Genomic DNA, 13,548 nt, shown 5'->3' on the forward strand with positions numbered 1-13,548 from the left:
AAACGGCTCACTATCAGCAGCAGTGAGCCGTTTTTCCGCAAAGGAGACGCCGTGAATACAGACGAAAAACGTGACCGGGAACTACAGACCATGGAACGGATGATTCGGATATACTGCCGCAGCAAACACGGGACGGTAGGACAGATGTTGTGCCCGGACTGCGAAAAAATCCTGGCGTATGCCCGACATCACATAGATCGCTGTCCCCACATGGAAACCAAGACATTCTGCGCTTTCTGCAAAACCCGTTGCTACGGCCCCGGCGAACGGGAGACAATGAAAAAAATCATGCGGTTCAGCGGTCCCCGTATGCTCCTCGTCTCCCCCTCAGCCGCATTGCATCACTTACTGCTGTCCGTACGACATCGGCTCCATTCATAATATACACAGGCAGCTTATTAAGTTGCTTTTTCATGTTATACTTGACATTGTACCAGTATATTTTATAAGTGCAAAGGAGACCGGCATGAGCACAAAGTATGAAATTGAAACGGTTGACGTAACACAGCCGCATTTCAAAAAAGAAGATTTACTGCAAGCCATGATGTATCGCTATGCTACGAAAAAATTCGATCCCGACAAAAAAATTCCCGCCGAAGACTTCCAGGCGATCTTGGATGCGGCCCGTCTCTCGCCGACATCCTTCGGCTTTGAACCGTTTAAGCTTCTCGTTATTCAAAACAAAAAATTACGCGAGAAAATGCGGCCCTTCGGCTGGGGTATTCAGGCAGGCCTTGACGCCAGCCATTTCATCGTTATTCTGGCACGCAAAAAAGCAGATCTGGTTTACGGCTCCGCTTACCTGGAGCATATTCAGCACGACGTCAAAGAATTGCCTGAAGCTGTATATATGCTTTACAAGGACGCATACACAAATTTTGCCGTTAATGATTTCAAAAATTTCGAATCGGAGCGCGCCGCCTTCGACTGGTCCTGCAAACAGGCTTACATCGTTCTCGGCAACATGCTGACTATGGCCGCTTATGCAGGGATTGATTCCTGCCCCCTTGAAGGGTTTCAGCCGGCAGAGATGAATAAGCTTCTCGGTGAGGAAGAAAAACTGTTCGACCTCGGCCATTACGGCGTAGCCGTTATGGCGGCCTTCGGCTACCGCGATGAAAAGCCGCACAGAAACAAAACCAGACGCACGCTCGGTGAAATTGTCACCGTAGTGGAATAAACGGCCGCCATAACCGGGATAAAAATCGATCCTATAATCACAAAAAGCTCACGCCGCTTCCGGTGTGAGCTTTCTTACTGCAGTATTTTCCCGAACGATTTCCATGATTCCCAACAGGAACAGGCTTTGATCCCGAACTGCCGGCAAAACAATCCGTCGGCTGAGATATATCCCATTATATTTCGCCTGCCGTAACGGCGGCAAGTGTATTAAGGACGGGAAGAAGAACGTCTGTACGGATGAAGCTCCCGGTCGAGTTTTTCCAGGCGGGCAATCCGATCGGCGGTGGACGGGTGGGTACTGAAGAGATTGGCCAATCCTCCTGAAACTCCTGCGAAGGGACTGATAATGCACATATGCGCCGTAGCTTCCGTGGCGCCGGGAAGCATGCGGCGGTGCGCATAAGCATCAATCTTTTCCAGCGCTGCAGCCAGTGCAAGCGGCTCATCGGTCATACGGCCACCCTCTTCATCAGCCATATATTCGCGTGTTCTGGAAATAGTAAGCTGAATAATTGTCGCTGCCAGCGGAGCTATAATAATCGTCGCCAAAAGACCGAGAATACCGCCGCCGTTGTCGTCATCATCGCGGCCGACCTGGCGAAGATCAGCGACCATTGGGCAATATTGGCAATCATGGAAATCGCGCTGGCAAAAGTCGCTACGACTGTACTGATCAAAATATCGCGGTGGAGCACATGAGACATTTCATGAGCCAGGACGCCTCTGATTTCATCATCGTTAAGCATCCGTAAAATCCCTTCTGTCGCCGCAACGGCCGCATGGGACGGGTTGCGCCCCGTCGCAAAAGCATTGGGAACCTCCGTAGGGATAGTGAAAACACGCGGCATAGGTAAATCGGAACGCTTCGCCAGGTCGGCCACAATTTGATACAGACGGCTGTCATGCCCGGCTTCCTCGGCATGATACATGCGCAAGACCATGGAATCACTGAACCAGTAGGAAAAGAAATTCATGCCTATGGCCAGGATAAACATGATTATCATCCCCTGATGGCCGCCGAAGACTTCGCCTATAGCCATTAAGATAACCGCCATGGCCGTCATGAGAAATACTGTTTTCAAGCTGTTCATATATATCCCTTCTTTCGAAAGAGTTAAAGGTCAAAAGGTTAAATCCGCATACTCGTATTATAGGGAAAATATACGGGAAAGTCAATGAACAGGTCCGAAAAAAAGGAGCCCTCCGAAAGGGCTCCCTATGTATTAGGCATTAGATAGGGGGGAGTTTATCTATTTGCCTAATTCACGCTTTAATACTTCGCCTAACCGTTTAATACCTTCCTCAATTCTTTCAGGAGGCATATTGGAATAGTTAAGGCGGAAATGATTCGCATGGCCGCCGTTCGGGTAGAACGGACCGCCGGGAACATAAGCAACATTCTGTTCAAGAACCTTCGGCATCAATTCTTTTGCGTCAATACCTTCCGGCAAAGTTACCCACGTAAAGAGGCCGCCTTCGGGATAGGTAAAGGTTACGCCTTCAGGGAAGTATTTTTTCATGCAGTCGCACATAAGCGTGCGGCGTTCGCCATAAAGTTTGCGAATCGTTTCCACATGTTTGTCCAAGTCGAACATGTCCATGTAGAACGAAGCCTGACGCTGACCGAAAGACGAGGTCTGAAGGTCAACGGCCTGTTTCAACTTAACAACTTTATCAATAATTTCGGGGTTGGCCACCATCCAGCCGATACGGAAACCGGGCATGAAAATCTTGGAGAAAGAACCGAGGAAGATAACATTGCCCTTCGTGTCCATTGATTTCAAAGTCGGTACCCGTTCCCCGTCATACCGGAGTCGACTGTACGGATTATCTTCAATAACGGGAATCTCATGTTTGTTCATGATATCCATAACGGCTTTGCGGCGTTCAAGGGGCCACGTAACCCCCGTCGGGTTCTGGAATTCGGGAATAACATACATCATACGCACACGGTCGTTTTCAGCCAGGATCTTTTCCAGTGCTTCAGGAATGATGCCCTTGTCGTCCGTCGGAACTTCGTGAATTGTCGGAAAAACCAATTTGAAAGCATTAATAGCGCCCAAATAGGTCGGGCTTTCGACGAGAACAATGTCGTCTTTGTTGAGGAAAATCTGTGCCAACATGGAGAGACCCTGCTGGGATCCTGCCGTTACAATCAGATCTTCCGCCGTACAGTCGACTCCGAACGCGGATTTCATGCGTTTAGCGATTTTTTCACGAAGCGGATTGTACCCTTCCGTCGTACCGTACTGGACCGCCTGACGGCCTTCCTTTCTGAGGATTTCCACATCTACCTTTTCCATATCTTCGATGGGTAACTTTGCCGGAGCCGGTAACCCGCCTGCAAAAGAAATAATTTCCGGCATGGTGGTAAGCTTAAGCAATTCCCGAATTTCCGATGCCTTGAGGCTCATTGCCACATCAGAAAACTTCATACATAATCACTCCTTCTGTAAATAAAATCAACGTATATCTATGATTTGATTTTATCATAGATATACGTTTAACGCAATTACTAAAATACAGAAAAATGTGATAATACATATTTCTCATCATTTTTCATCGCATCCACCAATTCAGTAATGGATGCAAACTTTTTTTCGTCGCGAATGCGTTTATAAAAACGGACGCTTACGGTTTTGCCGTACAGGTTTCCTTCCCAATTGATAACATGAGTTTCAACCCGTCTGTACTGGCGCATAAAGGTGGGATTATTACCGATATTGGTCATAGACGGCAGTTCCCTGCCGTCTATGATAAGCGTCGTCATATAAACACCGTCCGGCGGCACGGCCATCCGCCGGGGAACAAGCAGGTTGGCCGTTGCAAAACCGATAGTATTGCCCCGCCTGTCGCCCGTCACGACTTCACCGGTTAATTCAAAGGGATGTCCGAGAAGCTCCCGGACTTCTTCCATCTTCCCGCCTTTCACCAAACACCGGATAATCGTACTGCTGACAGGGTGCCCTCCCGCAGGCGTCGCCACTAAATCCAGAATCCTCACGGGTATGCCCGCCTTCCCCATTGACGCTTTCAAAGTCCTTATATTGCCGGCCGCATGTTTACCGTATGTAAAATTTGCACCTACAACAATCTTTGTCGGGCCGATACTGTCGATAAGGGAACGGCAAAACTCTTCAGGCGATTCATTGAGAAACTCTTTTGTCACAGGCAGCAACACCAGTCCGTCAACGCCGACGGCACGGATGTATTCTGTTTTCTGTTCCAGCGTAGCCAGACGAAGCGGCTCTTTTTCCGGAAAAAGCACCGACAGGGGATGGGCCGTGAAAGTCACGACAAGAGACGGGACGCCGGCTCTTGCCGCTTCATCCGCCGCCGTTTTCATGACCTGCTGATGGCCTATATGCACACCGTCAAAAGTTCCCAGTGCTATAACCGCGCCTTTACAGGGTTTTGCTTCTTCGAGGGAGTGATAAATTTCCATTGTTACCTCTCGCGATTAAACATCTTATGAGGCCGTATGATATGATGAGCTTCATCGAACCGACCGATGCCGACCAATATATCCCCGGCGTCGTATACACGCAGCACGTCTCCGTCTTTCAGGCACTGTCCCGCAAAGGGAACGGCTCGGCCCTGAAGAAGGGCCTCGTACTGTTCATGAGAACATATTGTTTTTGCCATCCGTTGAATAGAAGCATCAACAGGAAGAACACAGCCTTCTTTACGGGTTTCCAATTCTTCCAGCGTCGCCGCCGTTTCTATGGAGAAATCACCGACACGGAGGCGCAATAAATACGTCATTGTCGCCAGGGTGCCCAACCGTTCACCAATATCGCGAACCAGGGCCCGGATATACGTCCCCTTGGAACATTCCGCCTCTATGACAGCCCGTCCGTCTTCAAATGAAATCAAGGTGAGCGCCTTGATTTCGACATCCCGTTCGGGGAGTTCGAATTTTTCATTCCGCCGCGCTAATTTATAGGCCTTCACTCCGTTGACGTTAATGGCGGAATACTTGGACGGCCGCTGCCGGACAGTACCGATGAATTCTTTCAATACGGTTTCTATATCGGCTGCAGAAAGTTTCGGTACGGCACGGGTTGCCACGACACGTCCCGTACTGTCTTCCGTATCCGTCGCGAACCCGAAAGCGAGTTCGGCGCGGTATGTCTTGTCTTCGTTACCGCTGTATTCGATAAGGCGCGGCGCCTGGCCGAGAAAAACCGGTAAAACACCTGCCGCTAAAGGGTCAAGCGTCCCGGAGTGGCCGACTTTTTTCATACCGAAAATCCGGCGCACCCGGCCCACGACGTCATGACTCGACATGGCCGACGGCTTTAAAACATTAATAATGCCGTGTATCATAAGGCCTTCCCGATCACCGCCACTAATGCGGCCTTTGCTTCTTCCAGAGGTTTGGCAATAGTGCACCCGGCAGCCCGAACATGTCCGCCGCCACCGAATACGGCGGCGACGGCGTTGACATCCACATTTCTGGAGCGCAGGCTGACACGCGTTTCGTCAGGGCCCATATACTTTACTGTAAAAGCGACGTCCACGCCCCTGATGCGCCGCGCATAATCAATATAGCCGCCGGTATGCTCACCTGTATACCGCTGCACTTCTTCCGTAAAGGAAATACCGGCAACACGGCCGCCGGCAAAAAGCTCGATCCTCTGTAAAACTTTAACGAGAGCGTTAATCTTGACAAGCGTCGTTTCTTCAAGGCGTTCGGAAACGCGATTCGGCGCGGCGCCCGTTTCCACCAGCAGCGCCGCCATACGCAGGGTATGCCCCGTCGTATTGCCGAATTTAAAGAAACCGCAGTCCGTAGCGATCGCCATATAAAGAGCATCCGCCATGGACGGCGTAATCTCCGCACCCCACTCGGTGAAGAGCTCTGTCAGGATTTCACCTGTCGCCGCACAGTCCGTACGGATATATTCCCAATCGGCAAAATGCGTATTGGAAACGTGGTGGTCTATATTGACAACCTTTCCCGTCATCAGGGCGGCAACCTTTCCGGTGCGCCCCGGATCGGTTGCATCAAGGACAACCGACAGCCGCTCCGGATCCGCCTGTACGTCTTCGGGCCGGACGATATCCTTACAGCCTTCGAAACGGTGGAACGTATCGTCAATAGTGTCGTCGATGACGACGAGAACGTCTTTCCCCCTGCCCTTCAGCCACGCGGCCATTGCCGCCAGGGAACCGAGGGCATCGCCGTCGGGACTGACATGAGCGGTCAGAAGAACAGACCTGTAAGATTCAAAAATATGCCGCAATTCTTCCGGTGTGCAATTCATAAGACTACTCCCCGTTATCAATGGTATGCAAGATTTTTTCAATCTTCATGCCGTAGTCCAATGACTGATCTTCTTTAAACCCGATTTGGGGCGAATAGCGGATGCCGAGACGTTTGCCCACTTCAGAGCGGATAAAGCCGTTGGCCTTTGCCAGGGCAGCCAGCGTATTCTTCTTTTCTTCATCACTGCCGAAAAGGCTCACATAGACCGTTGCCTCACGCAAGTCGCCCGTAATCCGCACATCGGTTACCGTAACGAACCCGAGACGCGGATCTTTCAATTCCTGCAGGATAATACGAGATACTTCCTGCTTGATAAATTCCTGAATTTTACGTATCCGTAATTCTCCCATATTAGTTCCTCACTTTATTCCGGAGCAACTTCCACCATTTCGAAAGCCTCCACTTCATCGCCTTCCTTGATATCGCGGTACCCGTCGATAGTGATACCGCATTCATATCCTTCGGCAACTTCCTTCACGTCGTCTTTGAAACGGCGGAGGCCGTCCAATTCCCCTTCATGAACAACAATGCCGTTGCGGATTAAGCGGACTTTGGAAGAGCTCGTAATTTTTCCTTCTTTAACATAAGAACCGGCAACAATGACCTTCGGCGTCGGTATAACTTTGCGCACTTCCGCGCGGCCGATAATTTTTTCTTCATATTTCTTGTCAAGCATGCCTTTAATAGCGGCTTCAACATCATTGATCGCATCATAAATGACACGGTATGTACGCATATCGACCGTTTCTTTTTCGGCCGCTTTACGGGCGGACATGTCGGGACGTACGTTAAAGCGCCGATAATGAGAGCATTCGAAGCGGAGGCGAGCATAATGTCCGATTCCGTAATGGCACCTACACCGGCATGAACGATGGAAATACGCACTTCGTCACTCTTAATCGCCAGGAGGGACTGACTGAGCGCTTCAACGGAACCCTGCACATCGCCTTTAACGATAAGGGAAAGTTCCTTCAGCTCTCCTTCCTGAATCTGGTTAAACAAGTCGTCAAGTGTAACCTTCGCATTCACGTGAAGCTCGGAAGACCGTTTCTTTTCGAGACGTTTTTCCGCAACGGCACGGGCCGTCTTTTCATCGGTCATATTAAGGATATCGCCTGCCTCAGGCACATCATTCAAACCGAGAATTTCAACGGGCAGCGACGGTTCCGCTTTTTTCACGCGTTCGCCGCGTTCATTGTTCATGGCGCGGACTTTACCGTACGTATTGCCGACGAGGACGGAATCACCTACATGGAGCGTGCCTTTCTGGATGAGGACGGACGCCACGGTCCCGCGGCCTTTATCAAGTTTCGCTTCGATAACGACGCCTTGCGCGGGGCGATCGGGGTTGGCTTTGAAGTCCGAAACCTCCGCTAAGACAAGAATATTCTCTAGGAGGTCGTCAAGACCCTGTTTGGTGTGCGCGGAAACGGGAACCATAATCGTGTCACCGCCCCAATCTTCACTGATAAGGCCGTATTCCGTCAACTGCTGCATGACATTGCCCGGATTGGCCCCTTCCTTGTCGATCTTGTTAATTGCCACGATGACCGCCACATCAGCCGATTTGGCATGATTAATGGATTCAACGGTCTGCGGCATAACGCCGTCATCGGCCGCTACAACGAGAACGGCAATATCCGTGACCTGCGCGCCGCGGGCACGCATTGCCGTAAAGGCTTCATGCCCCGGAGTATCCATAAAGGTGATTTTCTTCCCTTCATAGCGAACCTGGTAAGCCCCTATATGCTGCGTGATACCGCCGGCTTCATGGCTCGTTACGTTCGTTTTGCGGATAGCGTCAAGAAGGCTTGTTTTGCCGTGATCGACGTGCCCCATAATAGTAACGACAGGCGGACGGGTTTTGAGTGTTTCCGGAGCATCGACGATTTCTTCGATTTCCGTCGGATCTTCCGGCGGAGCTTCCGCAGTAACGGTTACACCGAACTCGTCGGCAATGAGAGAAGCCGTATCATAATCAATCTCCTGATTAATCGTCGCCATAATGCCGCCGAGAAGGAGCCGTTTAATTACTTCACCCACTTCGCGGCCCAGGCGTTCGGCAAAATCTTTAACCGCAATCGTTTCAGGCAGCTCGATAGTTTCGGGGTAATTTTTCTTTTTGGCAGGCTGATTATTCTGCTGATAGCCGTTCTGCTGAGTGTGGCGGTCATCGTGGCGGTTATTTTTAGCTTTGCCTTTATTGAGAACATTAATCAGGAGGGTATGCGGACGGCTCGCGGACTTACCGTTGCGATCATTTCTGCCTCTTTTGTTGTCGCTGTTTTGGGGGCGGCTGAAATACTTCGTGCGCTTGGTGGCACTGCTTTGAGCGGTACCGCCGCCCTGCCGCGGGCGCTCGGTACTGCCGCCGCGATTTTGCCCTCCGCTACGGCTGTGCCCGTTATCGGCGCGGCCTTCCTGACGGCCGCCCGCTGCAGAACGGCCCCGGCCGTTCTTATGGTCATCGCGGCGGTCCTGCCCGCTGACGGGGCGTTTGTTACGCTCCTGCTGCGGACGGGCATTGCGGTCATTCTGCCGGTGGCCGGTCCTGCCGCCGGTATCACGCTGCCGGCGGGCATCCTGTTGAGGACGGTCGTCATGTTCACGCTGCTGTTTTCGGCGTGTCTCCTGACGAACCTCCCTGTGTTCCCCTTTCGGCGCCGCCGGTTTGGACGCAGGCTGTTTAGCCGCTGCCCGTTCAGGAGCTGTCTGCTTCGGTGCGGCCTGTTTTGTACTGCCGCCCTTGGCGAATTTTTTATCTAAAACAGCTTTCATACTTTCATTTACACCGGTAAAATTACCGGCCTTTATGTTGTGGCCTGCCAAAGCCTGGATAACTTCCTTTGTCTGTACCCCGTACTCCCTTGCCACTTCAAATACTCTTTTCGTCATCTGGTTACCCCCTCCGTATTCAGTCCATCTTCTGTACCGCCTTACTCACAGCTTCGGCAAAGCCCTTGTCCGTCAAGACGACTATTGCCGTCTGAGACCGCCCTAAAGCTCGGCCCAGCTCTTCTTTCGAGTATGTCCGAATAACTTTTATCCGGTTCTGCGTACTTAAACGCAGATATCGTTCTTCATTTGTCGCGCCGCAGTCTCCGGCCAAAAAAAGGAGACGGGCCGATTTTTTCTTTATTTGCTGTTCCGCCGCTGCGGCGCCGCATATCGTCTTACCGGCTCTATAGGCAAGTCCCAGTAAATTAAGGATCTTGTCGTTCGTCATCACTCCAACCTCCCGCGGAGTTCCTCATAGATCTCCTCGGAAACTTTCGTCTTTAACGACCGTTCCAGCCGATGTTCTTTATACGCCTTGTCCAAACATTCCCGATCGGCGCAGACGTACACGCCGCGACCCGACTTTTTCCCTGTTCTATCAATTTCAACCAGGTCGTCCGGAGTCCGGACAATACGCAATAATTCTTTTTTCGGCTTCTGTTCCTGACACCCCGCACATACGCGCAGGGGAACCTTCTTTGTCTTCATGGCGTACCTCCTAGATTTCTTCCGATGTATCCGCCGTCTCGGACGGTTCCGCCAGCTCGCTTATTATATCGTCATCAATAAAGTCATTATCGTCTTCCTCTTCAACCTGACTTTCGCTCTTAATATCAATTTTCCAATTCGTCAGTTTGGCCGCCAGACGGGCATTTTGCCCGGCCTTACCGATGGCGAGAGACAGCTGGTAATCGGGAACGACAACGGCAGACGCCTTTTTTTCTTCATCAACCGTTACGGAAATAACCTGCGCCGGACTGAGAGCGTTGGCAATATAGACCGCCGGATCCTGGTCCCATTTAACGATATCGATTTTTTCATTCTGCAGCTCCATAACGATATTTTGTAGGCCAGCGCCTTTCGGGCCGACACAGGCGCCGACGCAATCCACATTCGGATCACGCGAATAAACGGCAATCTTCGAGCGTCTGCCCGGCTCTCTGGCTACGGACTGCAATTCAACGACACCGTCGCTGATTTCAGGGACTTCCAACTCAAAAAGCCGTTTAAGCAGCCCCGGGTGCGTACGGGAAAGTAAAATCTGCGCCCCTTTCGGCGTCTTGCGCACTTCAACGACATAACACTTGATGCGCTGGCCTACAAAATATTCTTCTGTCGCAATCTGTTCGGAATGAGGCAACACGGCTTCGGCTTTACCGAGATCAACATAAATATTTTTCTGCTCAATCCGTTGAATAATCCCCGTAATGATATCATCCGTACGATTGTAGAACTCATCGTATATAATATCGCGTTCCGCTTCACGGAGCCGCTGGATCATTACCTGTTTGGCCGCCTGTGCCGCAATTCTGCCGAAGTTGGCAGGCGTTACATCAACCACTATTTCATCGCCGATTTCATAATCGGCGTCGATACGTCTGGCGTCGGCCAGGGAAATTTCCAAGCCGCCGTCGGCAACCGTTTCTACTACCGTTTTCGGCGAAACAATGCTGTAGTCGCCCGTAGCCTTGTCCAAGTGAGCCACAGCATTGGGATTGCCGTCAAACTCTTTTTTATATGCCGTAATCAAAACGGCCTCGAGAGACTCACAAATAACATCGGCGGCGACTCCCTTCTCTTTGGACAAGTATTCAATAGCACTGAGAAGCTCTTTATTCACTGTAAATAACCTCCGTTAAAAATCTATATGTAAACGTATCTGCGAAATGTCTTTCATATCGATACAATGTTCTTCCCCGTCAATGATAAGGCGCACCGTTCCGTCGGCGTCCCGTCCGACGAGAACAGCTGCCAGAGCCTTTACGCCGTTACGCGGCTTGAAAAAATGGACATCCACATCACGCGCCTTGTAGCGCACAAAATCGGCATCTTTTTTCAGGACGCGGTCTAAACCGGGAGACGAAACTTCAAGGAGATAATTGTCGACAATCGGATCCTTGACATCGAGAATTTTACTGAGCTTTTCACTCACTGCCTGACAGTCTTCCAGGCCCACACCGCCTTCCTTGTCAATAAAGACGCGCAGGTACCGGTCCCGTTCACGCACATACTCGACATCAACGGCTCCAGCCCCGTACCGGCAATAATTTTTTCCACTTCGTCCGCAACTAATCTTTCAATATCGCTTCGTTTCATGTATTTCACCAACTGTCCGTAAAATGTATTCTGCATAAAATTTGAGAGCGGGTTCACACCCACTCTCAAAACAAAAGCACTAAATTACCTTGATTATACCACTTGCGCGGTCTTCATACAATGGGTATTTATGTAACGGCAGCCCGTATCTCATCAAGCACGGGACGCAACCTGTCAGCTAAGGCGGAGCGCAGGCCTTCAACAGAGGCGCCGTCAAAATCATGTACTAAATTGGGGAAGTTGTGTATCCGCCGTTCGGCAAAAAAATCATCCCGCAAAATATTATACATCAGAGACAGGCCGCTGCACGTCGCCGCATCGTAATAGGCCAGCACCATATAAGAGCCGTTGATGATGCGTACAGCCTCGGAAGGGGAAACGGTTCGCGTAAAACCGGCGTATCGTTCCGGCAAGAGTGAATCCCAATCGCCCTCGGCCACGCCTTTACGTTTCAAATAAACGAAAAATCTTTTTCACAATGGACATAATGCGCTTCCATAATCCGGGGCAACCGCCGCTCCACCATGGAGCGAAAGGCACTAAAGTCATCCGTTATAAACTCGATAAGAGAAAACTCAAGCATGCCGAGATTCGTGCGTACGGAAAAATCACCGGACCCGTTATTGTATACGGCGCGCACGGACCAGCCCTTCCCGGTATTTACGTAAGCGAAAATTTCCGTACTGTCCGCGTCTTTCGGGGCAGAACTGTCGTCGAAAGCCGCCTGTAACGTAAAATCTCCCACCTGATGTGGGAGAGATGCATTAATTTTCCATTGTTTCACTGCTTCTATCAATGTCTCATCCATACATAAAATGGTGCGGATTGAGGGTGTATAATGAATACTCCGCACCATTACTACATCTTAATACCTTCTATATTTCAAAAAGGGGAGCAACAAAGGGGCAAACATTATTTTTCGTTTATTTGATAATATTATTAACCGCTTTCTCTAAGTCCCCTCTAATATTAAATATGTTAAAGCTTAATCTACTTTATTCTAATCCTGTATTAGTTAATTTTCTCTGAAAATCTTCTACTTTGCTTAATATTTCAAGCCATAAATCTGAATACTCTTCTTTTACATTTACAACACTTCTAGTGATATCTGCTCTATGAGTAATAGTCTGCTTATGTGTTCTCACATAACTATCAGATCTTGATTGCATACGTGGATAATCAGCAATTTGAATAGCTATATCATATTCTATATCAATATTTTCTCTATATGATACTTTGGAAATCGGCAATGTAACAAAATCGGAAGTGTCAGCTTGTCCTATAACAAGCATCGGTCTGCGCTTAAACGCATTTCTGTTATTCTGATTATCATAATATGGAAAAGTTGCGATACAATACCATCCTATCATATTGCACCTTTTATATATTCTGTTTCATCTGCATCCTCAAATTCATCATAATACATATCATAGGTAGAATCATATGGTCTTACCTTTTTAGCATCTTCTCGAATATCTTCTATTTTAATAGTTCTCGATCCGTTTTCGTTTTCCCTAATCCCGATTCTTGCTTGTTTCCAAGAATATTCTTTATGTGATAGATCACTAAGTTTCCACGGTTCATAACCGCCATATTGCTGAATTATATTATTAACTACATATTTAGCTTCATCAGAGATATCTTGATTATCCCTTAGCGGTATATCTGTTCCTGTAAACGCATCTCTTACAATTCTACTTACAGGGCCATATTTCCACCCCTCAAAGTGTTCTTCAAACATAGCTTTTCCTGTAATAGCTAAATTTTCTCGTTGGGTGAAGTAAAGAAGCTTATGTAATTTCATTTCATCTATCGGAGTTCCAGATATTTTCTTGTATGTATCAATAATGTATTTTGCTACATTTAATATTTTTTCCATACAATTCACTCCTTTCTGTCTGTGTGTCTATTATCTCATATTCAATACATTAAATCTAGTCTGTTTTTACATTTTCTTTACCATACATGTAGGATTACAATACATGTGTTACATCACAACT

Annotated in this window: 14 protein-coding genes and 3 pseudogenes; 2 read left to right on the top strand and 15 right to left on the bottom strand. The window is 49.1% G+C overall.

Annotated features, from left to right (window positions below; translation table 11 throughout):
- Nucleotides 1-51 precede the first annotated feature (51 nt).
- The gene (locus tag HMPREF0080_RS01220) at nt 52-381 is read left to right on the top strand and encodes a nitrous oxide-stimulated promoter family protein (RefSeq protein WP_040346749.1); all 330 of its coding nucleotides are present in this window, start codon (nt 52-54) and stop codon (nt 379-381) included.
- 85 nt (nt 382-466) lie between these two features.
- The gene (locus HMPREF0080_RS01225; protein WP_040346752.1) at nt 467-1,180 is read left to right on the top strand and encodes an NAD(P)H-dependent oxidoreductase; all 714 of its coding nucleotides are present in this window, start codon (nt 467-469) and stop codon (nt 1,178-1,180) included.
- Between the two features lie 209 nt (nt 1,181-1,389).
- On the opposite strand, the pseudogene htpX reads toward HMPREF0080_RS01225, so the two are convergent.
- The 15 genes and pseudogenes from htpX to HMPREF0080_RS01295 form a co-directional block, all read right to left on the bottom strand.
- Nucleotides 1,390-2,273: pseudogene (gene htpX, locus HMPREF0080_RS01230) on the bottom strand (zinc metalloprotease HtpX).
- A 159-nt stretch (nt 2,274-2,432) separates the two neighbouring features.
- Complete coding sequence (locus tag HMPREF0080_RS01235; RefSeq protein WP_006789284.1) at nt 2,433-3,617, bottom strand: aminotransferase-like domain-containing protein; 1,185 nt, start codon at nt 3,615-3,617, stop codon at nt 2,433-2,435.
- 80 nt (nt 3,618-3,697) lie between these two features.
- Nucleotides 3,698-4,627, bottom strand: coding sequence for a bifunctional riboflavin kinase/FAD synthetase (locus HMPREF0080_RS01240; protein ID WP_006789286.1), 930 nt, complete (start codon nt 4,625-4,627; stop codon nt 3,698-3,700).
- A gap of 2 nt (nt 4,628-4,629) precedes the next feature.
- Entirely contained in the window at nt 4,630-5,511 is an 882-nt protein-coding gene (gene truB / locus HMPREF0080_RS01245; protein ID WP_006789287.1) for a tRNA pseudouridine(55) synthase TruB, read from the bottom strand.
- Nucleotides 5,508-6,452 carry a DHH family phosphoesterase gene (locus tag HMPREF0080_RS01250; RefSeq protein ID WP_006789288.1) on the bottom strand — a complete coding sequence of 315 codons (945 nt, stop codon included), beginning with the start codon at nt 6,450-6,452 and terminating at the stop codon, nt 5,508-5,510. Before HMPREF0080_RS01250 ends, truB begins: the two co-directional genes overlap by 4 nt.
- A gap of 4 nt (nt 6,453-6,456) precedes the next feature.
- Nucleotides 6,457-6,804, bottom strand: coding sequence for a 30S ribosome-binding factor RbfA (rbfA, locus tag HMPREF0080_RS01255; RefSeq protein WP_006789289.1), 348 nt, complete (start codon nt 6,802-6,804; stop codon nt 6,457-6,459).
- Between the two features lie 14 nt (nt 6,805-6,818).
- Nucleotides 6,819-9,349: pseudogene (gene infB, locus HMPREF0080_RS01260) on the bottom strand (translation initiation factor IF-2).
- Between the two features lie 19 nt (nt 9,350-9,368).
- A complete protein-coding gene (locus tag HMPREF0080_RS01265) occupies nt 9,369-9,680 on the bottom strand; it encodes a L7Ae/L30e/S12e/Gadd45 family ribosomal protein (RefSeq protein ID WP_006789292.1) in 312 nt (103 codons plus the stop codon).
- Nucleotides 9,680-9,940, bottom strand: a complete 261-nt coding sequence (gene rnpM, locus HMPREF0080_RS01270) for an RNase P modulator RnpM (RefSeq protein WP_006789293.1) — start codon at nt 9,938-9,940, stop codon at nt 9,680-9,682. The genes HMPREF0080_RS01265 and rnpM overlap by 1 nt, the downstream gene beginning before the upstream one ends.
- A 10-nt stretch (nt 9,941-9,950) precedes the next feature.
- The gene (gene nusA / locus HMPREF0080_RS01275) at nt 9,951-11,072 is read right to left on the bottom strand and encodes a transcription termination factor NusA (protein WP_006789294.1); all 1,122 of its coding nucleotides are present in this window, start codon (nt 11,070-11,072) and stop codon (nt 9,951-9,953) included.
- Nucleotides 11,073-11,087: 15 nt separating this feature from the next.
- A pseudogene (locus tag HMPREF0080_RS01280) lies at nt 11,088-11,548 on the bottom strand (ribosome maturation factor RimP).
- A gap of 128 nt (nt 11,549-11,676) precedes the next feature.
- Nucleotides 11,677-12,003, bottom strand: a complete 327-nt coding sequence (locus HMPREF0080_RS10395; RefSeq protein WP_006789297.1) for a hypothetical protein — start codon at nt 12,001-12,003, stop codon at nt 11,677-11,679.
- Nucleotides 12,000-12,344, bottom strand: coding sequence for a hypothetical protein (locus HMPREF0080_RS10400; protein WP_245527181.1), 345 nt, complete (start codon nt 12,342-12,344; stop codon nt 12,000-12,002). The genes HMPREF0080_RS10395 and HMPREF0080_RS10400 overlap by 4 nt, the downstream gene beginning before the upstream one ends.
- 199 nt (nt 12,345-12,543) lie before the next feature.
- A complete protein-coding gene (locus HMPREF0080_RS01290) occupies nt 12,544-12,918 on the bottom strand; it encodes a hypothetical protein (RefSeq protein ID WP_006789299.1) in 375 nt (124 codons plus the stop codon).
- Nucleotides 12,915-13,427 carry a Panacea domain-containing protein gene (locus tag HMPREF0080_RS01295; protein WP_006789300.1) on the bottom strand — a complete coding sequence of 171 codons (513 nt, stop codon included), beginning with the start codon at nt 13,425-13,427 and terminating at the stop codon, nt 12,915-12,917. The genes HMPREF0080_RS01290 and HMPREF0080_RS01295 overlap by 4 nt, the downstream gene beginning before the upstream one ends.
- Nucleotides 13,428-13,548: the final 121 nt, after the last annotated feature.

Origin of the sequence: Megasphaera geminata F0357, assembly GCF_000239275.1 — a bacterium.
Lineage (GTDB): Bacteria > Bacillota > Negativicutes > Veillonellales > Megasphaeraceae > Megasphaera > Megasphaera geminata.

Coding starts and splice junctions, on each gene's coding strand:
- HMPREF0080_RS01240 (WP_006789286.1), bottom strand. CDS start 4,627: ATGGAAATTTATCACTCCCTCGAAGAAGCAAAACCCTGTAAAGGCGCG.
- HMPREF0080_RS01250 (WP_006789288.1), bottom strand. CDS start 6,452: ATGAATTGCACACCGGAAGAATTGCGGCATATTTTTGAATCTTACAGG.
- HMPREF0080_RS01295 (WP_006789300.1), bottom strand. CDS start 13,427: ATGGAAAAAATATTAAATGTAGCAAAATACATTATTGATACATACAAG.
- HMPREF0080_RS01235 (WP_006789284.1), bottom strand. CDS start 3,617: ATGAAGTTTTCTGATGTGGCAATGAGCCTCAAGGCATCGGAAATTCGG.
- HMPREF0080_RS01265 (WP_006789292.1), bottom strand. CDS start 9,680: ATGACGAACGACAAGATCCTTAATTTACTGGGACTTGCCTATAGAGCC.
- HMPREF0080_RS01225 (WP_040346752.1), top strand. CDS start 467: ATGAGCACAAAGTATGAAATTGAAACGGTTGACGTAACACAGCCGCAT.
- truB (WP_006789287.1), bottom strand. CDS start 5,511: ATGATACACGGCATTATTAATGTTTTAAAGCCGTCGGCCATGTCGAGT.
- HMPREF0080_RS01290 (WP_006789299.1), bottom strand. CDS start 12,918: ATGATAGGATGGTATTGTATCGCAACTTTTCCATATTATGATAATCAG.
- rbfA (WP_006789289.1), bottom strand. CDS start 6,804: ATGGGAGAATTACGGATACGTAAAATTCAGGAATTTATCAAGCAGGAA.
- rnpM (WP_006789293.1), bottom strand. CDS start 9,940: ATGAAGACAAAGAAGGTTCCCCTGCGCGTATGTGCGGGGTGTCAGGAA.